We start from the raw sequence: 18,993 nt of genomic DNA on the forward strand, positions 1-18,993 counted from the left end.
ATATCACAAAACACCTTTTAATGGTATAATGGAGCCAACAAAAATATGTCTTTAAAGAGGGCTATAGCCAAAAATACAATCATCCAAATCGCCGGCAAAGCAATAAGCACTCTTCTCGGTCTGGTGGCCATAGCCATCATGACGCGTTTTTTGGGCGTGGAAAAATTCGGCTGGTACGTTACCGCAACCGGATTTTTGCAATTCATCGGCATATTTAGTGACTTTGGTTTTATCGTGACCACGGCCAACATGCTCTCCGAACCGCGGTTTGATAAACAAAAACTGCTCAACTGCCTTTTCACCTGGCGCTTTCTGACCGCTTTAATTTTCCAATTGCTGGCGCCGGCGATCATTTTATTTTTCCCCTATCCGGCGCCGGTAAAAATCGCGGTTGCCATAATGAGCGTTTCATTTTTCTGCATTTCCCTAAATAATATTTTTGTCGGCTATTACCAAGCCAACTTAAAAATGATCGTTCAGATGGTTGGTGAAATTTTAGGCAGAATTGTGTTAGTGGCCGGTTTATTTTTAGTGTCAATCGGCAGTTTTGGCTTCTTGCCGGCTATGGCCATAGTCACTATTGCCTCAATAGCCAACTGCCTTTATCTGTTTTATAAAAGCCCGAGAGTTGGGTTTGATTTTGACCCCATAATTTCCAAAGCAATTTTTGTAAAAATTTGGCCGACCGCAGTGACAGTAATTTTTAATGCCTTTTATCTCCAAGGCGACCGGGTGCTCCTGCCTTTGTATGCGCCGCAGACCGATGTCGGTCTCTATGGGGCGGCTTACCGCGTGCTTGATATCGTCACCCAAAGCATAGCTATGATTATGGGAATAATGATGCCAATCATCACCTTTGCCTGGTCGCGCGATCTAAAAGATGAATTTTTTAAAAGATGCCAAGCCGGTTTTGATCTTGTACTTCTAATTTTAATGCCGATGATGGCCGGAATAGTTGTGCTGGCCACCCCGATTATGCGACTAGTCGCTGGTCAAGATTTTAGCGGCGCCGGCGGTATTTTACAATTTTTGGCAGTGGCGATTTTTGGGCTTTGTTTCGGCAATATTTTCGGCTATATTGCCTTGGCTATCAACCGGCAAAGACAGGCAATCTGGATTTATGCTTCCGATGCCATACTTACCACTGCCGCCTATTTTATTTTGATTCCAAGATTCGGTATGTATGGAGCGGCTTGGGCAACTATTTTTTCCGAGTTCTACGCCGGCGTGGCGCTCCTATTTTTAGCCGGATATTATTCAAAATTCTGGCCCCGCTTCGGCGCCTTTATCAAAATAGTTTTGGCCAGCTTGATAATGGCCGTTTCAATTTATAAGCTTCAGCCCTTAAATATTTTTATTTCAACCCTCTTGGGCATCGCTATTTATGGGACTTGCGTCTTACTTTTTAGAATTGTCTCAAAAGAAACCATTTCAGAAATTATAAAACCGTGATAAGATATTAATGTATTTATTCACTCATACCTATTATGGATTTCTCAAAAATCAGAAGTATAATTTTCTTCACCGTGCTGGCAATCGTCACTATTGTCTTCGTCTATACGATTCGGCCGCTGTTTTATCCCATTTTTTGGGCCGCAGTAATTGCCAGCATCTTTCATCCACTCTATGAGCGCATCAGAAAAAAAATTAAATCCAACAATCTAAGCGCGGGTTTAATTCTGGTAATCGTATTTTTTATCATTCTTATTCCACTAAGCATAATCAGCAGTTTATTAATAAAAGAATCAATTGATATTTACGGTGAAATCGGCAGTAAAACCGGACAAATACAAACAAGCATCCAAAATGCCATCAGTGCAATCCAAAGCAACCCGCTGATAAACAAATTAAATATAAATGAAAGTTTCTGGATTCAAAAAATTTCTGATGTAACCGGATCTTTGTCCAGCTATATCTTCACCAGCTTAAAAAACATAACCGAAAACTCCGTCACCTTCCTGATAATGTTTGTCATCATGCTTTATACTCTCTTTTATTTTACCCGCGACGGAGAAAGGATATTACGGCGACTGATGTATTTATCTCCAATTGGAGATAAACAAGAGGTTGTTTTCTATGACAAATTTACCTCCACGGCGCGCGCCAGCATAAAGGGAACTTTGATTTTAGGAATAGTCCAAGGGGTGCTTGGAGGCCTGATGTTTTATATCGCGGGAATTAAAGGCGCGCTTATCTGGACACTGGTAATGACCGCTTTTTCCATTCTAATCGGTTCATACTTTGTTTGGTTGCCGGCCGGCATCATAATGCTGACTATGGGCGCCATTTGGCAGGGTATTTTTATTCTTGCTTTTGGCACTTTAATCGTCAGTACGATAGACAATCTTCTGCGGCCAATACTGGTCGGCAAAGACATCCAGATGCATCCTCTGCTCATTTTTATTTCAACCCTTGGCGGGTTGGTGGTTTTTGGATTATCCGGATTTATTATCGGACCGATCATCACCGCTTTCCTAATGACCTTCTGGGAGATATATGAGAATTACTATAAAGCGGATCTGGAAAAAAATGCTTAATTGAAATTTGAAAAATAAAAAATCCCCATGGTGGGGATTTTTTTGTTCTGTTTTGTTCCGGGGCCCGGATTTGAACCGGGAGCCTTCGGGTTATGGGCCCGACGAGCTGCCAATTGCTCTACCCCGGTGTTGCTCGCTCGGCCTTCGGCCGGCGCTTTGCGCTGTCTGGAGCGGGTGAAGGGAATCGAACCCTCGTCTTATGCTTGGCAAGCACACGCACTAACCGTTGTGCTACACCCGCGCTAAAGATATTTCTTTTTTTCGAAGCTCCAACCACTGCATGACCATTTCTTTATAGGAACGACTGGAAATTATTATTGTTCCTACGCCAAACGGCAAGGTTCGCTTAACTGAATGACCTTTAATATACTGACTTTTAAAGAATTTGTCAAGCGGTAATTCTACTATTTTTGACCAACAATCTTTACATCCACTCTCTTTTAAATCAGGATATAACACCAAATACACCTTCGCCTTTGCTGATATTTGCGGTAAGTAATGCTTTAAAAAAATATGGAAATTCTTTATAAGTAAAGGGTTTGAATTTGTCACGCGTATTTTTCCATTCTCAAGCTTATTGTCACCTTCTCCCCAATATAACATTAGTCCCTCAAGAAACAAGGATTCCTTACTATAAATGTCATATAACCGAATAGCCTCTTCACGCATTTCACTATACAATTTTTGTCTCCTTTCTTTGGTTTTTAAATTTACCAATTTCATTCTTTCCCTTGCCTTGTCTTTATTTGCCTCCTTCATAATAAAAAATAAAAATAATTATAATATTTTTATTATACCTAAGTATAGATGAAGAAAAACTAAAAAATTGATAAAATTTTAGATTGGAAGTGAACAAAAGTGAGCGGGTAACGGGAGTCGAACCCGTGTCACGAGTTTGGAAAACTCGAATAATAGCCGTTATATTATACCCGCGCTCAAGAAATTTATTCAAATTATATCTTATCTTTAACAAAAAGTCAACTTGACGCTTGACTGATAAATTCAGATAAGATAATATATTTAGAGTCAGGTTTTTAATCATTAATTAAGCAAGCCATATGCTTACTTATAATAATTTCGAGGGGGACGACGATTTAGATTTAACCGGCGGTGACATAGAAGAGGGCGAGGATACAGAAGAGACGGCGGGCACAGGAACCGACACGGACGAAGAGGAAGAAGAAAACATGTAAAAATTAAAAAGGGGGAGAAAAAGTTTTGAGCACTAGGCGTATGCCTTGGCGAAAAACTTTTTCTCCCCCTTTTTTGTATTTAAATTATTTTAGGCGCGGGCCGAATATTCTCCGGTTTCGGTATTAACCAAAATCTCTTCGCCTTCTTTTATAAATATCGGGGCCTGAATTTTTAAACCATTATCAAGCGTGATTTCTTTGGTCACATTGCCGGCGGCGCTGTCGCCTTTGACTGCCGGCGGCGCTTCCACCACCTTGTATTTTATTTTCTTGGGAATCTGGATGCTCACCGGTCTGCCTTCATAGAGTCCTACCACCACATCAATGCCTTCTTTCAGATATTTGCCTTCCTCACCGATCAAATCGCCGTTCATTTCAATCTGCTCATAACTCGCCATGTCCATAAAGGCAAAATTGTCTCCGCTTTTGTATAAATACTGCATGGTTTGAAATTGCACCTGCACAATATCAACGCTTTCACTGGTTTTATAAGTCCACTCAATCACTTTCCCGGAGCCCAAACTTTTCATCCGGACGCGCACAAAAGCCGCGCCCTTGCCCGGATTGACGTGTTGAAACTCAACCACCACAAACAAGTCGCTCTGATGGCGAATGACTACTCCTTTTCTGATTTCGGATGTTGCCGCCATAATAATTAAATTATTTGATCGCTTACGCTTTGAAAAATCACTTCATTTATATCCCGTGCGCCGGTAAACAATAATACCATACGATCCACGCCTAATGCAATACCCCCTGCCGGACGAATTCCCGACCTTAAAGCGCCTATAAAACCCGGGTCAACCGGCCAAATTTCTTTGCCCAATTTTGCTCTATGCTCTTTATCAGTTTCCAGCCGCGAATTCTGATCTTCCGCATCAGTGAGTTCACCAAAGGCGTTGGCCAGTTCCACACCGCCAATGTATAATTCAAATCTTTCGGCGTAGCGCTTATCGTCCGCGCAGAGCCGTGAGAGCGATGCCATTTGCGCCGGATAATCATAAACAAAAACCGGCTTATCAATTCCCAAATTCGGTTCAATTTTATTTAAAAAAATCTTAAAAAATAAATCTTCATAGGCATCATCTTCGCTGACATTAAAACCGAGCGCGGCAGCCAATTTTCTCATACTTTCAATTTCCAAATAATCATCCAGATTGACATTGACATATTTCTGCCAAATGCTTTTCATGGTTACCCTATCCCATTCGCCCGTCAGACCAACTTTACGGCCATTATATTCCGCTTGCGCGGCAGACAATTTTTGCGCTACAAATTTAAACAAATTTTCAGTATCATCCATGATCTCAAAATAAGTCCCCGGCGACCTGTACCACTCAATCATGGTGAATTCGCTGTTGTGCAAACCGCCGAATTCTTCATAGTCGCGGAAGGTTTTGGTTATCTGAAAAATTTTGCCGTAACCGGAAGCCAACAGTTTCTTCATTGAAAATTCCGGCGATGTATGCAAATAAAATTTTTCTTCCTTGCCGCTCTGATCATGAATCGTAATCGGCATGGGGTTTAAATACGGCTCCTGTCCGGGGAAACGAACCGCGAGCGGCGTATCGGTTTCCATAAAGTCCTTTGACCAAAAAAATTCGCGGATTAATCTGATGATTTTAATTCGCGTATTATAAATATTTTGCAGTCGCGGATTGTCTTTTAAATCCTGCCAGTTTGACATATGCTTTTCATTCGCGCGTATAAATCAAATCCCCCCGACATCACGTCGGGGGGCTTGTCTTTGTTTTAGGCGGCGTAGGGAATCAGTGAGGCCTGTCTGGCGCGCTTAATCGCATTGGCCACCTGCCGTTGGTGCTTGGCGCACAGACCGCTTCTTCGGCGGGGCGCTATTTTCATATAAGAAGAAACAAAACGTCGCAGGGTGTTTACGTCTTTATAATCAATCACCAATTTATTATTCACGCAGTAATAGCACTGCTTGGCTGTCTCTCTTTGGTTTGGAACTGTTCTTGGATTAGGTTGCATAATTTATTATTTTATTAAAATGGAATGTCTTCAACTTTTACTTCTTCTTCAATTACCTCTTGGGGGCCGCCTTGGCTTTGATCACCAATCGGCTCAACACTGGGTTCGCCGGCCACTCCTGTAGGCGCGCCTCCGGCGCCGGCTCCGCGGGAATCAAGCATAATTAAATTCTCCCCGATTATTTCTGTTCTGTATCTTTTGATGCCATCCTGGCCTGTCCATTCCCGGGTTTGTAATCGTCCTTCAATATATATCTTGGCGCCCTTCTTTAAATACTGATTGGCGATTTCGGCCAATTTTGACCAGACAACTATATTGTGATATTCAACACCTTTTTGTTTTTGACTGTTCGCATCTACCCAGAACCTGTTGGTGGCCAAGCTTAATGTGGCCACTGATTTACCGTTTGGTGTGCTGCGAAGCTCCGGATCGCGGGTTAGCCGACCGATTAACATTGCCTTGTTTAAATCCATACTACGTAAAATTAAGGATTAAGTTCCTCCATTCTACTACACCTCATCTAAAATTTCGTTCAATTTAGTATCAATATCCTTTAAATTCACTTTTTTGTCGGATTCCGCTGCAGAACCGGCTCCTACGCGTTCGTCCATTTCCTTCATGGTAGTTACCCCCACCTCATTGGTACTATACATAATTTTCTTGGTGGCGGTTAAGCTGGTTTTGAAGTAACTCACCATACTGCGCAAAACATCGGTTCGCAGTGATAATTTTTCTTCAATATTTTTAACAACCTCTGATTCGGCATTAAAGACCACGGTATAAAAATAGCCGTAGCGAATCTGCTTTATCGGATAAGCCAGGCGAATTTTGCCCAGATTGTTGATTTCAACGTCTTGAGCGCCGGCTTTAATTATATCCAAAATCTCCTGCACATGTTGTTCGGCTTCTTTTTCGTCAAACGTGCCGGGTAAAGTTAACAGTAATTCGTATTTCTTCATAGATATATTATATATTTTAGTGTGACTATCTTATCATAATTTGAGAAAAAGTCAACACCTTTGGGATTAAGCCGTTTTGTGCTATAATATTTCTAGATATTCCCGCCCTCGCGGGAATAAGAATATTTTTATATGCTCCCATCCACCGTTTTAAAAGATGTCATAAAAAAATTCAGTTTGGCGCCTGCCTCCGCCATTCGTTCAGCCCAAGGCAAGGCCACCCAAGCGCACAAAAACCTTGAAGATATACTAATAAACGAGGGCATAATCAATGAAGCGGACCTCTATGAAAAAGCGGCGCAATATTTGGATATCCCGTTTATCAGCTTAAAAGGCCGGGAAATAAAAAAAGAAATCTTGAACCTTATCCCCGGTCCGGTTGCCGGCACGCACCAGGTGGTTGCTTTTGATAAAGAAAAAGACGGGCTAAAATTGGCCATGACCGACCCTACCGACATCCAAACCATAGAATTCTTGCATAGAAAAACCGGCCTGGAACCAAAAATATACATCACTCCTCCCGGCGATCTAAAAGAGGCCTTGCACCGATACCATGCCGAACTTGAAGAAGACCTGCGCGTGATCCAAGATGCTACCGGCGGCGGTGAAAGCGGTAAGGATTTAAAGAAAGCGGCCGAAGAAGTCCCTACCATAAACATCGTTAACAGTATTTTAGAACACGCCGTCTATGAAGGCGCGTCCGATATTCACATTGAACCGGCGGAAAAAGAAATCTCCGTCCGCTACCGGATAGACGGCATTTTAAAACAAATAATGACCCTGCCAAAAAATGTGCAAAACGGCATAATCGCCAGAGTCAAGATATTATCAAATCTAAAAATTGACGAGCACATGATCCCTCAAGACGGCCGGTTTAAGATTCAAATTCAGGATGAAAAACTGGCTTTCCGTATTTCCATAATTCCGGTTTATGACGGTGAAAAAATCGTCATGCGCTTGCTCCACGAAGGCGCAAAACCGCTAAGTTTAGACCAACTTGGCTTCCTGGAAAAACAAAGAACCATTATTGAGGCGGCCATTAAAAAGCCGCATGGCATGATTCTGGTTACCGGTCCAACCGGATCAGGTAAAACTACCACTCTATATTCAATCCTGGGCATCTTAAATCAACCGGGCGTTAATATTTTAACTATTGAAGACCCAATTGAGTATCGTCTCCCCGGAGTCAATCAAAGCCAGATCAATCCGAAAGTCGGTTTCACTTTTGCCTCCGGTCTGCGCGCCTTCCTGCGCCAAGACCCGAATATCATCATGGTCGGAGAAATCCGCGACCAGGAAACCGCTGAAATCGCCATCCACGCGGCCATGACCGGCCACCTGGTGCTTTCCACCTTGCACACCAATGACGCTCCAACCACCGTTCCCCGCCTCATTGATATGGGCGTGCCGCCATTTTTGGTCGCTTACACCACCAACATCATCATGGCCCAGCGCTTGGTGCGCAAGATCTGCACCTACTGCAAAAAAGAATTCACGCTGGACAAGGCCTCGGCCGTTGAATTGGGAAAAGTGTTTGATGTAAAAAAGATGTCAACTCTTTTTAAAGACAACATCACCGGCAAAGACGCGGAGTCCTCAAATGACTTGGAAAAAATCAAATTTTATACCGGCGCCGGCTGCCACCGTTGCGGCCAAAGCGGTTTTAAAGGACGCGTCGGCATTTATGAAATTTTAGAAATTGACGAAGAGCTGATAAAAATGATTAATTCACACGCCACCGCGGAAGAAATAAAAAATTACGCCAGAGATAAAGGTATGATTACCATGCTTGAAGACGGATTAATTAAGGCAAAAACAGGCGTCACCACCATCAGTGAAATACTGCGGGTAACCAAAGAATAATTCACTCATTTCGATTATGGCCGGAAAAATTAAAAAACCAAAAAAACTTTCCCCGTTTGAACAAAAATTGAATAAATGGGTCAGTGACCATCTTTCCAGAGTGCCAATCGTGGATAGAATTTTGTTTATCAGCCACATGAAAACCATGGTTAAAGCCGGGCTATCTCTAATTGACGCTTTAAAAATCTTAAGTGAAGAAATAGGCAACAAAAAATTAAAAACGATTATCAGTGAAATCAAAGACGGGGTTGAAAAAGGCAAGCAACTAAGCGAGGTTTTGGCACAGTATCCAAAAGTTTTTCCGCATATTTATGTCAGTATGATAGAAGCCGGAGAAACCGCCGGCAAACTGGAAATGGCTTTAGACCAGGTGTCAACACAGATGAAAAAAAACCATGAATTGTCTTCAAAAATTATGGGAGCCATGATGTACCCGGCCGTAATTGTCGCGGCTATGGTTGGCATCAGTATTGAGGTGGTATTTTTTATTCTGCCGAAAATGATGGACATGTTTAAAGAATTTGACGCGCAGCTGCCGCTCGCAACCAGAATCTTAATCGCCTTTACCGACTTTACCATAAAATATGGCGTCTGGGTGCTGATAGGCCTGGTGCTTTTTATAATCCTTGCCATCTGGTTAATGAAAAAACCAAAAATTAAAAGGGTTATTCATGCCATGAATTTAAAACTTCCGGTCGCCGGCCCGATTATCAAAAAAATAAATTTGGCGCGTTTTACCTTAACTTTAAATTCTTTGCTGACCAGCACAATTCCAATTATTGACGCGGTGCGCATCTGCGCCGAAGTGCTTGGCAATGTAATTTACAGAGAAAATCTTTTGTATGTTTCCGAATCCCTGAAAAAAGGCGAAACCTTATCTGAAATTCTGGCGCGATTTCCCAAAACCTTTCCGCCAATGGTCACAGAAATGATTATGGTCGGCGAACGGTCCGGCCAAACCGAAGATATGCTTAAAGAACTGGCCGAATACTATGGAAACGAAGTTGACACAACCATGAAAAATTTCACCACTATAATTGAACCGGTGATCATCCTGATTCTCGGCTTGGCTGTGGCTGGAATTGCTGTGGCGGTTATCATGCCAATGTATTCATTGGCCCAAAATATTTAAAAAAGATTAAGTTTATGTTGCTCCGTAACCCCTTCGCCGGTGCCTTTGGAATAAATATCGGAGATCTGTCCATAAAACTGGTCCAAATTTTGCCTTGCCCGTTTTATAAAAGATGCGGGTATGTTTTAAAAGAAATCCGTTCCGCCAGCATCCCCCCGGGGCTGATTGTTGACGGTGAGATTCAACAACCCGAACCGGTCCGACAAAAATTGTTGTTTCTGCTCGGCCGTGGCGACCATAAATATAAACCCATAAAATCAACCTGGGTGGTGGCCAGTTTGCCCGAAACAAAAACCTTTTTAAAGCTGATTGAAGTTGAAATTGACGGCACTGATTTATCTTCGGTGGATATTGCCTATCAAGCCAAAAAGCATCTGCCTTTTGAGTTGGAAGAAACCTACTTGGATTGGCAAATAGTTAATACCGATACAAAAGAAAATACGGCTCAAATTTTAATTGGAGCCGTGCCAAAAGTGATTGCCGATTCCTACACGTTCCTGCTTGAAAGTGCGGGCCTTAATCCGATTGCTTTAGAAATAGAAGCCATTTCCATAGCCCGATCAATGATTACGGAAGATAAAGATTATACCGGTGAAGCCAGAGCGCTTTTAGATCTTGGCGGCACCAGATCAAGTTTGCTTATATACGACAACAAAAGCATACAATTTTCAACGACCTTAAAATTTTCAGGCGAACTGGTAACTTCAGCCGTAGAATTGGGCTTAAAACTTGAACGCCATCAAGCCGAGGTGTTAAAGATTAATAACGGCCTGGCTTTTGACCAAAAAAATCCAAAATATCTGCCGATTGTTTCTAAGTTGGCTGAAAATTTAATAGAAGAAATCAAAACAAATTTTCTTTTTTATAAAGAACATTTCAAAAATCCGAATAAAATCAACCATATTACCATGTGCGGCGGGATGAGCAATTGGAAAGGAATAGATAACCTGGTCTCGCGAAAATTAAAAATAGCGACTCACCCTGGCCACCCTTGGAAAAACCTGTTCAACCGGGGGTTATACAGTTTTGATCAGGAAAAAAGCTTGGGCTTCGCCTCTTCCATAGGCCTGGCCCTAAAAGCGGCTAAAAATCCATTTGAAGACGGAACCAAAACCATAAGATAACGCTATGATGAATATAAATTTGAATCTATTGCCGCCGCCTAAAAAATCCAGATTGGAATATGTGCTGAATTTTTTGATGACCAAAGATATATTAGAAATCGTTATTATTGTGTTCGCCACTCTGGCCATAACCTTAATCTGGAGCTGGATGATTTTGGAAAATCAATACGCTGACTTGGTATCCAGCGCCGTTTTAGTAAACCGCGATTCCTATTCATACAATAAAGACGTAAAAATTGTTAACGACGCCGTTGGTGAAATAATCAAGATCAGCAGAGAATACGGCATTATCACCCCGAAACTTACCGAGCTTATTTCCGATCTGCCGCCCGATATTAAAATCAATTCCATGCAGTTTGACAGAACAAGTCAAAATTTAATCTTATCCGGAACCGCCAAAACCAGAGAGGCGTTGCTTAATTTTCAAAGCAAACTCCAGAGCATAACCTGGTTAAGCGGAATTGAAACACCCGCTTCCCAACTTTTTCAAAAAGAAAACATTAATTTTCAGTTTACGTCCGGTCTCAAGGGCTTGCCGCCAATTGGCAGCAAAGAACCATCCAGATCGGCCCCAGCAGATTCAGACCTATGAAGCTTGATTTAACCAAAAGAACAATTTTAAAGGTTGGCATACTGGCGCTCGCAGTTCTAATAATTGCTTTCGGAATTTTCTGGCCGACCACTTATTATATTCAAAAAATAAACGACCAAACGTCTCAATTGCGCGCCTTCTTGGAAGAAAAATACCAGCAAACGCTCCGTTCCAGAGTCACCAGAAAACGGCTGACTGAAATCAAGAGTACCCTGCCTGATTTGCAGTCGCATATCTTTAAAAAAGGCAACGAGTTACAATTAATCACCTACCTTGAAAATCTTTCCGCCAAACACAAATTAACCCAGGCCATAAATAATTCCGATCTTGATAAAATCACCAATAATAAAATAACTATCGCCATGACCCTTTCCGGAGATTATTTAAATATCCTGAACTATACGACTGATTTGGAATCCTCAATTTATTTCTTAAACATTGAACAATTCCAGATAACGCCGGTTTTTACCAGAAATGGCGACCTAACCTCGCAAGTCAGTTTGAACTTAACGCTCGGCATGTATGTCAGCCAATAAAAAAATTAAAACACCATTCCTGGTAACCTACACGGGCAAATACGCCTTGTGGAGATTTATTAATATAATTATCATGGGCGCGCTGATCGGCGGCGCTTTGCTCACCTATGTTTTTATTTATCAAAACATCTATACTACCATCTCCAATACCTACGCCATCACCGAACTGAATGCAAATATAAACTGGACCACCCTAAATTCCCAAGATTATACAAAAGCGCAGGACATACTTAAACAAAAGGCGGAAATAAAACAAATTTCACGCACGATCAGAAATATATTTTCTTATGCCGGCTCATCAATACCAACCAGTTCAACCAGCACAATCAGCCAATAAGAGTCGTGACTGCGCGTACTGGTTTGTTTTGGGGCGCGAATCACTTATCGCCGCGGCAGAACTGCACGCGGTTTTAAATTTGAGCGAGTACAAATTCGCACCGCCGATTTTACAAGCTGTTTTAAACAAATTTGACGCCAAAAAACTGATTACAGAATTCGGCGGCACTATTAAAATTGCCGAAGAAATCGGCGGCGGCTTAAGTGAAGAACAAATGGCCGATCTGATAGCGCGCGAGCTTGAAACAGTTGAAGGAAAAATCAATTTCGGTTTGAGTTTTTATTCGCAAGGTGAAAAATCAGAGCAGATGTCTTGGGTGAAAAAATTTGGCTTAAATATAAAGAAAAAATTGAAAGCCGAGGGGTATTCAGTCCGGTATGTTGAGAACCGCGAACCGGTTTTGTCTTCGGTCACGGTTGATAAAAATGGGCTGACTGAACGCGGACGGGAATTTTTAATTACAACTGGAACATCTGGCGCACGGCAATTCACAGTAGCCAAAACTTTGGCTGTTCAGCCATTTGAAGAATTCAGTTTCCGCGACTTTGGCCGGCCCGGACGAGACGACTTAAGCGGTATGCTGCCGCCAAAGCTGGCCATGATGATGATAAATTTAGCCCAGTGCCCGAAAGACGGGGTTTTGCTGGATCCTTTCTGCGGATCAGGCACAATTTTAACCGAGGCGATGTTGTTGGAGTATGAAAATTTGATTGGCGCGGACAATTCCGAAAAAGCGATCAGCGACACGCAAAAAAATATAGAATGGATTAAAGATAAATTTGAAGTCGGGGCCAGTAAGGTGGAGATTTTTCAAAATGATATAAAAAATCTATCAAAAAAAGTTAAGGGCGGTGTAAGCGCGATTGTAACTGAACCTTTTTTAGGCAACCCGCTCAAAGGTTATGAAACCCAAAGCCAGCTTGTCGTGCAAATGGCCGAACTGAAAGAATTATATCTGGCTTCATTTAAAGAATTTTATAAAATCTTAAAGCCGGGCGGGGTTGTTGTGTTTATTATCCCCTGTTTCAGATATAAAAACGAATGGCTGAAAATAAACTGCGAAAATGAAATAAAAAAAATCGGTTTTGCAACCGAAAAACTTTTTGAAAATCACACTTCATTATTATACGCCCGCCCGGACCAAAAAATTGGCCGGGAAATCTGGAGATTCAGGCGCTGATGTGAAAATAGCAAACGTCTCCGTCTTTCACCACATAATCTTTGCCTTCTAAACGCACCTTCCCGGTTTCTTTTATTTTGCTCCAGCCGCCAAACTCAATAAAATCCTTCCAGTTCACCACATCAGCTTTGACAAAGCCCTTAATAAAATCAGTATGAATCACACCGGCGGCCTGCGGGGCCTTAGCCCCCTTCTTTATTGTCCAGGCACGAGTTTCCGGCTCGCCTGAAGTCAAAAATGTCACCAAATCCAACAGTTTATAGCTGGCAGTAATCAGCTTGTCTAAACCGGTTTCAGTCATGCCTAATTCTTTCAAATACCCTCTGGCGTCTTCGTCACTTAATTCGGCCAGCTCGGCTTCTAATTTAGCGCTGATCTGAATTTGGGCCGTACCTTTTTGATCTAATGCCGGCGCTGTGCCGGGCTTTTCGTCCGAATTTATTACATACAGCATCGGTTTCATTGTCAGAAGCTGGGTTTCTTTCATCCAAACGGTCTCGTCTTCATTATATTCCAAATCCCGCGCCGGTTTACCGGCTTCCAGTTGTGCGTTAACCCTTTCAAACAGTTCAATCTGTTTAACAAAATCCTTAGCCGCCGCGCCTTTGGCTGATCTTTTTAAATTATCCAATTTTTTGGAAACGGTTTGTAAATCTGCCAGGGCCAATTCTAAATTTATAACATCCGCGTCTTCTTTCGGATCCACTTTATTATTCACATGAATTACATTGCTATCAGAAAACGCCCGCACCACCTGCACAATCGCATCCACTTCGCGGATATGTGACAAAAACTTATTACCCAAGCCCTCCCCTTCGGACGCGCCCTTCACCAACCCGGCAATATCCACGAACTCAATCACGGTGGGGATGATTTTTTTTGAATCTGAAACCTTGGCCAACTGTGCCAGCCGAAAATCAGGCACCTCAACCACACCCACATTTGGGTCTATGGTGCAAAACGGATAATTTTGCGCGTCTGCCTGCTTTGAGCGCGTGAGCGCGTTAAACAAAGTGGATTTTCCCACATTGGGCAGGCCGACGATGCCGACGGAGAGAGACATATTTTTTAAATAAGGCGCGAACAACGCGCCTTTGTGGACCTTATGGGATTTGAACCCATGACCTCTTCCATGCCATGGAAGCGCTCTAGCCAGCTGAGCTAAAGGCCCAAACTAAATCTCTACAAATATACTTGGAAATTACAGTAATGTCAATGTTTCTTCAACTCCACATCCGGCGCCACGGCCTCTGAATTCTTCCCGTGCAAATCAATATTTTCCGTCTTATGCGGCTGATAATCCTTGTGCTCGTAGGTTATATAGTAACTGTCATCACCGGCCAAAAATGAATACCTACCCTTATTATCTGTCACCTGGGTTGAAACCAATTTATTAAATTGCGAATTAAACAACCGGGCCACAACTCGGCCAATCGGTTGTTTATTGGCATCATTATAAACAATACCCCAACTCTTTGTCTTCGGTGGCATAGACAGCCGTCTAAATAAGAAAAACAATATAATATGAACGGCCAAAAGCGCGCCAATATACCATTTGGGAGATATGTATAATGAAATGGCAGTCACTATCAAACCCAACCAGGACAAAACAACCTGCAATTTACGGCCAATGCTTTCCCAAATCAATCTGGACGGCCGTTTATACTCACCAGCCGGATCAAGCGGTATATTCACAGTAACGGACGCGCCGGAGTCGGTAACCTCTATCACCTCCCCGTGATAAATATCAACCTTCTGCCCATCGCTTTGAAACCCGGCCAAAAGCGCGGACGGGAAAACAAAATTATTTTTTACAACTTCAATTTTATATTTTCCCGAATCAACAATAAAAATATAATGCCCTTGCGCGTCTGTCACTTTTGATTGCACCAGCTTATTATTTTCTATATTTATTAAACGAACAATAGCCAAATCAACCGGCAACTTGTTCAAAGAATTGTACACCATTCCCCACTTCTCGCGTTTCTTGCCGCCAAACAACAATAGTGGCTGTAAAAACAACAAACGCAAGAGCGGTAAAAGATCTATCCATGATATTAATGGGATCGCCCCGATTGCCACCACCGCGATCGCGGTCGGCACCACGACCTGTTGGTTGGTCTGCTGAACTACCGGATTTTGCACCACTTCATTTATTTTTTGGACAGTGACTTCGGAAATGGCCTTGGTCTGCGCGAGAATATTCTTAGCAACCACAACCGCGTTTTCTGCAAGCGGTGCTTCTGGTTTTATATCTTCCAACAACTTTGGCGGTCTTTTTATCAAACTAACCCGGCTATTAATTGTATTATTGCTAACATTTAAAGACGAAATGGACGCATCATAATATCCGTCTTTGCTAAAAGAAAGTGAATACGCCCCGTTTGGAACCATCCAGCCAAAAGCGCCACCAGCCCCGCTAACCAACGGGTTAAGCTCTCCATACTGATCAACTGAAACAGTTGACCCGTTTGTCCGTAACAGTGTTACATTAACATCAGGGAGCGCGTTGCCAGAATTATCACTAACCACGCCCCAAGGCAAACCATTCAATTTAAAGCCAACCGAATCCAACTGGCCGGAGCCATAATCAATTTCCACATAGGCCTGAAAATTTTGCCAGCTGGGAAAAGAAAAATTAGAAAAATATACCTTAGAACCGGAATCATAAACAAACTGATGCTGGTCGGTGCCGATCTTCACCACCATGCTCTGTGGGTTCATGGCCAAAACATTAGCCGGCACTCCAACACTTAAGGTTATACCGGCCAAACTTGAAAAAATATCGCCGCTTGGAACCAACCTGATTTGCCTATTGCCCACCAAAAAAAGCAAATCGCTTAAATTGATTCTTAAAAATGTCGGCACCGATGATTCCGGCGGTTTCTCGGTTTCCGGCGGCTGCTCCGGAGGCGTAGTGGTTGGCGGAGGCGTAATTTGGCAGTTTGGCGCGCTTATACACACCGGATCATTACAATCAACTAAGCCATTCTCATCATCATCCATGCCATTATTACAAATTTCCACTTTAATTGGCGGAGGAATAATCGTTGGCAATCTCCCGCTTCTAAAAACTCCAGGGCTGTAATTTTCGGAAGTGTCAAAAGAAAAAATTGTGTAAAAATAATCGATATCTTTAGCCGGATTTGTATCATTAAAAAATTCCCCGGTTCCGGTGTATAGCAGGGTGCCGTCTGAAATGTTTGCAGACGGCGAACCGATCTTTCTAACTACTTTAACGCCGGCAAAATCCGGCACACTACCCAAACTTGGATTTTCCCAAGTCAAATTTATTGAATTGGTAGTCGTGGTTAAATTAACATTAGAAACATCCGGAGGCGGAATCGTATCCTTATTAGTTTTAAAAACTGCGTCTGCAGTGCTCGTACTGCTACCATAACTATTTGTGGAAATTATCCTAAAATGATAAGTCGTATCCGGTATCAGGCCGGAAAGATTAATACTGTGAACGAGAATTAAGGCGCTCTCTGAAACAGTATTACCATAAGCTGAAGTCAGGCCGTAATTTACCTGGCTATCGGCCTGCTGGTCTGTCACCCAATTTATGGTGGCAGTGGTCATCCCAACCAGGACTTGTACAAAACTGATATTTGGCGCCGGATGCGATAATGATAAAGTTTGAAATGTCCCGGTGTAAACAGTCGTCTGCGAAGCGGTGTCGGTAACGGAAATTTTAAAGTAATATAAGGTTGCATCAGTTAAACCGGACAAACTCACGCCATAAGTTCCAACCACAGTTCCTGAATTACCATAAATCAGCGAGGTGCCGTAAACAAAACTAACAGTGGTGATACCATGATCATCGGTGGCGCTCCAGCTTATATCAGCCGATGAGAAGGAAGTTGAAGTGGTAACACCGGAAATAACCGGGGCATTATCTGTCGGCGGTGTTACCTCTCCCCCGCCAGAGTTGCCCTGTGGTACAGTTAACTGAACATTAATATCACTATTGGTGGTTTCGGCAAAAACCGGAGTAAAACAAAGTATGCCCAGCACTGCCAGTAAAAATACATGCTTGATTTTGAACCCAAATTTCATAACTGTCTATTTTTCTTTCTGATACTCAAAAATCTCAACAAGATAAAGAATGCCAAAATTAAAACCACAAATAATGCCTGGCTCCACCATGGAAAATACCACAAATCATAAACAGCTGAAACGAGTTGTCCTGTCTTCCCGTAGGTAACATTGACCTGCACCTTATATAATCCCGGCCAAACGACTCCGGAACCTGCGCCGATTTCGGGCTTTAAATTTCTGGAGGATCCGGCCAGTAACTTATTACCCAAATTTATATCACTTGAAAAAACTTTAACTCCTCTAAAATCTTTTATAACCACCGAACCGGAGAGCGGCACCTCAATATTCCCATTATTTACAAGCCCCAGTTCAAAAACCCAACCATTTTCAGCCAGTTTCTTCTCAACCTTCCAATTATTAATACTTACAGCTTCATGCACCACTCCGCTCACCTGTATAGTAAGCAAACTAACAAGTTGTGTATTTAAACTGATTTTGCCCCGTGTTTCGGCCGTTGGTATAACTGCCAATCCCAAATAATGCGAACCGGGTGCCGCATCCTTGGGAATTTTAACAAGAAACTTACCATCGCCTAGAGATACAACCCAATTTTCAGCTACCTCAATGCCCGTGCCAAAAACTGGCCTGCCCTTTTCGTCTTCAACAGCCCCTAAAACTTTAAAAATAAAAGCGCTATAATTTGTGCCGTTATTGTTAATAGTAACCGAGACCGTCTGGCTTGTCCCCGGATCAGCAGTTATTAGTGTGCGTGTCGGAGAAATACTAAAGGCCCATGCTTGTCCTGCCCACAAAAACACAGCGCTCAAAAACACCAAAATAGCTGTTTTTTTTAAGCCCATAATTTTTTTCGGTCTTAAAAATTAGCCGATGCCGTAAGAGTAATGGTCTGGCTCCTGGCACCAGCTGTAGTTCCACTACCAATTGCTGCTTTAAATGTCAAAATTGTGCCCGCGCTTGTAATCGGCGTACTGGAAGAAGCCAGACCAAGTCCCGCGGTTATAGATTCATCGTCAGAAAATAATTTGTCCGATCCATCCAAGGACACGCCGTATTCTTCAGAACCGGCTGTAACAGAGCCATCTGCTACTCCTGTTAAACTGGAACCGCTTACACTGCCGACAGATAAAGAATAACCACTCTCGGAATTAGTGACCACGCTGGCTGTTGTGCTGGCACTATTTACTTGACTCACACTCATCGTGCCCAAATCCAAACTGGCACTGCTAAGGGTTAAACTGATTGAACTGCGTTCCATGGCTTGATAACCTCCCCGCACTTCATAAATACTGCTGGTAGTAAAACCGGCAGGGCTCTCACCGGCTGAATCTTGCAAGGTATATGCTCCGCCCGAACTATAAACTCCACCGGAATCAACCGTATCGGCATAAATTGTATAATTTGTTGAAGACATCATCCCCAATGCGCACAGAGGGAATAATAAAAAACCGAGCAGGAAAAAAATATGTATTATTTTTTTTCTCAACAT

Annotated in this window: 20 protein-coding genes and 4 tRNA genes; 10 read left to right on the forward strand and 14 right to left on the reverse strand. The window is 42.6% G+C overall.

The features are described from left to right. Window positions 1-45 precede the first annotated feature (45 nt). Entirely contained in the window at window positions 46-1,452 is a 1,407-nt protein-coding gene (locus WC526_00360; protein ID MFA5061591.1) for a flippase, read from the forward strand. Window positions 1,453-1,487: 35 nt separating this feature from the next. Further along, complete coding sequence (locus WC526_00365) at window positions 1,488-2,537, forward strand: AI-2E family transporter (protein ID MFA5061592.1); 1,050 nt, start codon at window positions 1,488-1,490, stop codon at window positions 2,535-2,537. 55 nt (window positions 2,538-2,592) lie between these two features. On the opposite strand, the gene WC526_00370 is transcribed toward WC526_00365, so the two are convergent. The 4 genes from WC526_00370 to WC526_00385 all read right to left on the reverse strand — a co-directional run bounded on the left by WC526_00370 (window position 2,593) and on the right by WC526_00385 (window position 3,470). Next, window positions 2,593-2,665: transfer RNA gene (locus WC526_00370), tRNA-Met, on the reverse strand. A gap of 38 nt (window positions 2,666-2,703) precedes the next feature. Then, window positions 2,704-2,778: transfer RNA gene (locus tag WC526_00375), tRNA-Gly, on the reverse strand. Then, window positions 2,769-3,296 (reverse strand): hypothetical protein, encoded by a 528-nt coding sequence (locus WC526_00380; protein ID MFA5061593.1) that lies wholly within the window; start codon window positions 3,294-3,296, stop codon window positions 2,769-2,771. Before WC526_00380 ends, WC526_00375 begins: the two co-directional genes overlap by 10 nt. A gap of 102 nt (window positions 3,297-3,398) precedes the next feature. Continuing rightward, a tRNA-Gly gene (locus WC526_00385) sits at window positions 3,399-3,470 on the reverse strand. A gap of 125 nt (window positions 3,471-3,595) precedes the next feature. On the opposite strand from WC526_00385, the gene WC526_00390 reads away from it, so the two are divergent. Then, window positions 3,596-3,730 (forward strand): hypothetical protein, encoded by a 135-nt coding sequence (locus WC526_00390; protein ID MFA5061594.1) that lies wholly within the window; start codon window positions 3,596-3,598, stop codon window positions 3,728-3,730. Window positions 3,731-3,819: 89 nt separating this feature from the next. Here the strand turns inward: WC526_00390 and efp are convergent, their stop codons facing one another. The 5 genes from efp to rpsF form a co-directional block, all read right to left on the reverse strand. Further along, window positions 3,820-4,380 (reverse strand): elongation factor P, encoded by a 561-nt coding sequence (efp, locus tag WC526_00395; GenBank protein MFA5061595.1) that lies wholly within the window; start codon window positions 4,378-4,380, stop codon window positions 3,820-3,822. 5 nt (window positions 4,381-4,385) lie between these two features. Further along, window positions 4,386-5,417: an EF-P lysine aminoacylase EpmA gene (epmA, locus tag WC526_00400; protein ID MFA5061596.1), complete on the reverse strand. Its 1,032-nt coding sequence runs from the start codon at window positions 5,415-5,417 to the stop codon at window positions 4,386-4,388. Window positions 5,418-5,482: 65 nt separating this feature from the next. Then, window positions 5,483-5,722, reverse strand: a complete 240-nt coding sequence (gene rpsR, locus WC526_00405) for a 30S ribosomal protein S18 (protein MFA5061597.1) — start codon at window positions 5,720-5,722, stop codon at window positions 5,483-5,485. 14 nt (window positions 5,723-5,736) lie between these two features. Beyond that, complete coding sequence (locus tag WC526_00410) at window positions 5,737-6,195, reverse strand: single-stranded DNA-binding protein (GenBank protein ID MFA5061598.1); 459 nt, start codon at window positions 6,193-6,195, stop codon at window positions 5,737-5,739. Between the two features lie 36 nt (window positions 6,196-6,231). Next, window positions 6,232-6,681, reverse strand: a complete 450-nt coding sequence (gene rpsF / locus WC526_00415; protein ID MFA5061599.1) for a 30S ribosomal protein S6 — start codon at window positions 6,679-6,681, stop codon at window positions 6,232-6,234. A 132-nt stretch (window positions 6,682-6,813) separates the two neighbouring features. Between rpsF and WC526_00420 the strand changes: the two genes are divergently transcribed. From WC526_00420 to WC526_00450, 7 genes are read left to right on the forward strand one after another with little or no spacing between them, the layout of a single operon-like run. Beyond that, window positions 6,814-8,544, forward strand: coding sequence for an ATPase, T2SS/T4P/T4SS family (locus WC526_00420; protein MFA5061600.1), 1,731 nt, complete (start codon window positions 6,814-6,816; stop codon window positions 8,542-8,544). 16 nt (window positions 8,545-8,560) lie between these two features. After that, window positions 8,561-9,676, forward strand: coding sequence for a type II secretion system F family protein (locus tag WC526_00425; GenBank protein ID MFA5061601.1), 1,116 nt, complete (start codon window positions 8,561-8,563; stop codon window positions 9,674-9,676). Between the two features lie 14 nt (window positions 9,677-9,690). Continuing rightward, a complete protein-coding gene (gene pilM / locus WC526_00430) occupies window positions 9,691-10,800 on the forward strand; it encodes a pilus assembly protein PilM (GenBank protein MFA5061602.1) in 1,110 nt (369 codons plus the stop codon). A gap of 4 nt (window positions 10,801-10,804) precedes the next feature. Then, the gene (locus tag WC526_00435) at window positions 10,805-11,392 is read left to right on the forward strand and encodes a hypothetical protein (GenBank protein ID MFA5061603.1); all 588 of its coding nucleotides are present in this window, start codon (window positions 10,805-10,807) and stop codon (window positions 11,390-11,392) included. After that, a complete protein-coding gene (locus tag WC526_00440) occupies window positions 11,389-11,928 on the forward strand; it encodes a hypothetical protein (protein MFA5061604.1) in 540 nt (179 codons plus the stop codon). The genes WC526_00435 and WC526_00440 overlap by 4 nt, the downstream gene beginning before the upstream one ends. Continuing rightward, window positions 11,915-12,265: a hypothetical protein gene (locus tag WC526_00445; protein MFA5061605.1), complete on the forward strand. Its 351-nt coding sequence runs from the start codon at window positions 11,915-11,917 to the stop codon at window positions 12,263-12,265. Before WC526_00440 ends, WC526_00445 begins: the two co-directional genes overlap by 14 nt. Next, window positions 12,216-13,445, forward strand: coding sequence for a DNA methyltransferase (locus WC526_00450; protein MFA5061606.1), 1,230 nt, complete (start codon window positions 12,216-12,218; stop codon window positions 13,443-13,445). Before WC526_00445 ends, WC526_00450 begins: the two co-directional genes overlap by 50 nt. Here WC526_00450 and ychF read toward each other — a convergent pair. The 5 genes from ychF to WC526_00475 form a co-directional block, all read right to left on the reverse strand. After that, window positions 13,435-14,508, reverse strand: coding sequence for a redox-regulated ATPase YchF (ychF, locus tag WC526_00455; protein ID MFA5061607.1), 1,074 nt, complete (start codon window positions 14,506-14,508; stop codon window positions 13,435-13,437). The genes WC526_00450 and ychF overlap by 11 nt on opposite strands. Window positions 14,509-14,542: 34 nt before the next feature. Beyond that, window positions 14,543-14,616, reverse strand: a tRNA-Ala gene (locus WC526_00460). 41 nt (window positions 14,617-14,657) lie between these two features. Beyond that, window positions 14,658-17,504 carry a hypothetical protein gene (locus tag WC526_00465; GenBank protein ID MFA5061608.1) on the reverse strand — a complete coding sequence of 949 codons (2,847 nt, stop codon included), beginning with the start codon at window positions 17,502-17,504 and terminating at the stop codon, window positions 14,658-14,660. Further along, window positions 17,501-18,346 carry a hypothetical protein gene (locus WC526_00470; protein MFA5061609.1) on the reverse strand — a complete coding sequence of 282 codons (846 nt, stop codon included), beginning with the start codon at window positions 18,344-18,346 and terminating at the stop codon, window positions 17,501-17,503. Before WC526_00470 ends, WC526_00465 begins: the two co-directional genes overlap by 4 nt. A gap of 14 nt (window positions 18,347-18,360) precedes the next feature. Beyond that, window positions 18,361-18,993, reverse strand: coding sequence for a hypothetical protein (locus WC526_00475; protein MFA5061610.1), 633 nt, complete (start codon window positions 18,991-18,993; stop codon window positions 18,361-18,363).

It is taken from the genome of Patescibacteria group bacterium (assembly GCA_041649475.1).
In the GTDB taxonomy this organism is placed as follows: domain Bacteria; phylum Patescibacteriota; class Patescibacteriia; order Magasanikbacterales; family GWA2-37-8; genus JBAZNA01.

Bases quoted from the DNA above. Each gene is read 5' to 3' on its own strand.
- WC526_00360 (MFA5061591.1), top strand. From the start codon at position 46: ATGTCTTTAAAGAGGGCTATAGCCAAAAATACAATCATCCAAATCGCC.
- WC526_00365 (MFA5061592.1), top strand. From the start codon at position 1,488: ATGGATTTCTCAAAAATCAGAAGTATAATTTTCTTCACCGTGCTGGCA.
- WC526_00380 (MFA5061593.1), bottom strand. From the start codon at position 3,296: ATGAAGGAGGCAAATAAAGACAAGGCAAGGGAAAGAATGAAATTGGTA.
- WC526_00390 (MFA5061594.1), top strand. From the start codon at position 3,596: ATGCTTACTTATAATAATTTCGAGGGGGACGACGATTTAGATTTAACC.
- efp (MFA5061595.1), bottom strand. From the start codon at position 4,380: ATGGCGGCAACATCCGAAATCAGAAAAGGAGTAGTCATTCGCCATCAG.
- epmA (MFA5061596.1), bottom strand. From the start codon at position 5,417: ATGTCAAACTGGCAGGATTTAAAAGACAATCCGCGACTGCAAAATATT.
- rpsR (MFA5061597.1), bottom strand. From the start codon at position 5,722: ATGCAACCTAATCCAAGAACAGTTCCAAACCAAAGAGAGACAGCCAAG.
- WC526_00410 (MFA5061598.1), bottom strand. From the start codon at position 6,195: ATGGATTTAAACAAGGCAATGTTAATCGGTCGGCTAACCCGCGATCCG.
- rpsF (MFA5061599.1), bottom strand. From the start codon at position 6,681: ATGAAGAAATACGAATTACTGTTAACTTTACCCGGCACGTTTGACGAA.
- WC526_00420 (MFA5061600.1), top strand. From the start codon at position 6,814: ATGCTCCCATCCACCGTTTTAAAAGATGTCATAAAAAAATTCAGTTTG.
- WC526_00425 (MFA5061601.1), top strand. From the start codon at position 8,561: ATGGCCGGAAAAATTAAAAAACCAAAAAAACTTTCCCCGTTTGAACAA.
- pilM (MFA5061602.1), top strand. From the start codon at position 9,691: ATGTTGCTCCGTAACCCCTTCGCCGGTGCCTTTGGAATAAATATCGGA.
- WC526_00435 (MFA5061603.1), top strand. From the start codon at position 10,805: ATGATGAATATAAATTTGAATCTATTGCCGCCGCCTAAAAAATCCAGA.
- WC526_00440 (MFA5061604.1), top strand. From the start codon at position 11,389: ATGAAGCTTGATTTAACCAAAAGAACAATTTTAAAGGTTGGCATACTG.
- WC526_00445 (MFA5061605.1), top strand. From the start codon at position 11,915: ATGTCAGCCAATAAAAAAATTAAAACACCATTCCTGGTAACCTACACG.
- WC526_00450 (MFA5061606.1), top strand. From the start codon at position 12,216: ATGCCGGCTCATCAATACCAACCAGTTCAACCAGCACAATCAGCCAAT.
- ychF (MFA5061607.1), bottom strand. From the start codon at position 14,508: ATGTCTCTCTCCGTCGGCATCGTCGGCCTGCCCAATGTGGGAAAATCC.
- WC526_00465 (MFA5061608.1), bottom strand. From the start codon at position 17,504: ATGAAATTTGGGTTCAAAATCAAGCATGTATTTTTACTGGCAGTGCTG.
- WC526_00470 (MFA5061609.1), bottom strand. From the start codon at position 18,346: ATGGGCTTAAAAAAAACAGCTATTTTGGTGTTTTTGAGCGCTGTGTTT.
- WC526_00475 (MFA5061610.1), bottom strand. From the start codon at position 18,993: ATGTTGAGAAAAAAAATAATACATATTTTTTTCCTGCTCGGTTTTTTA.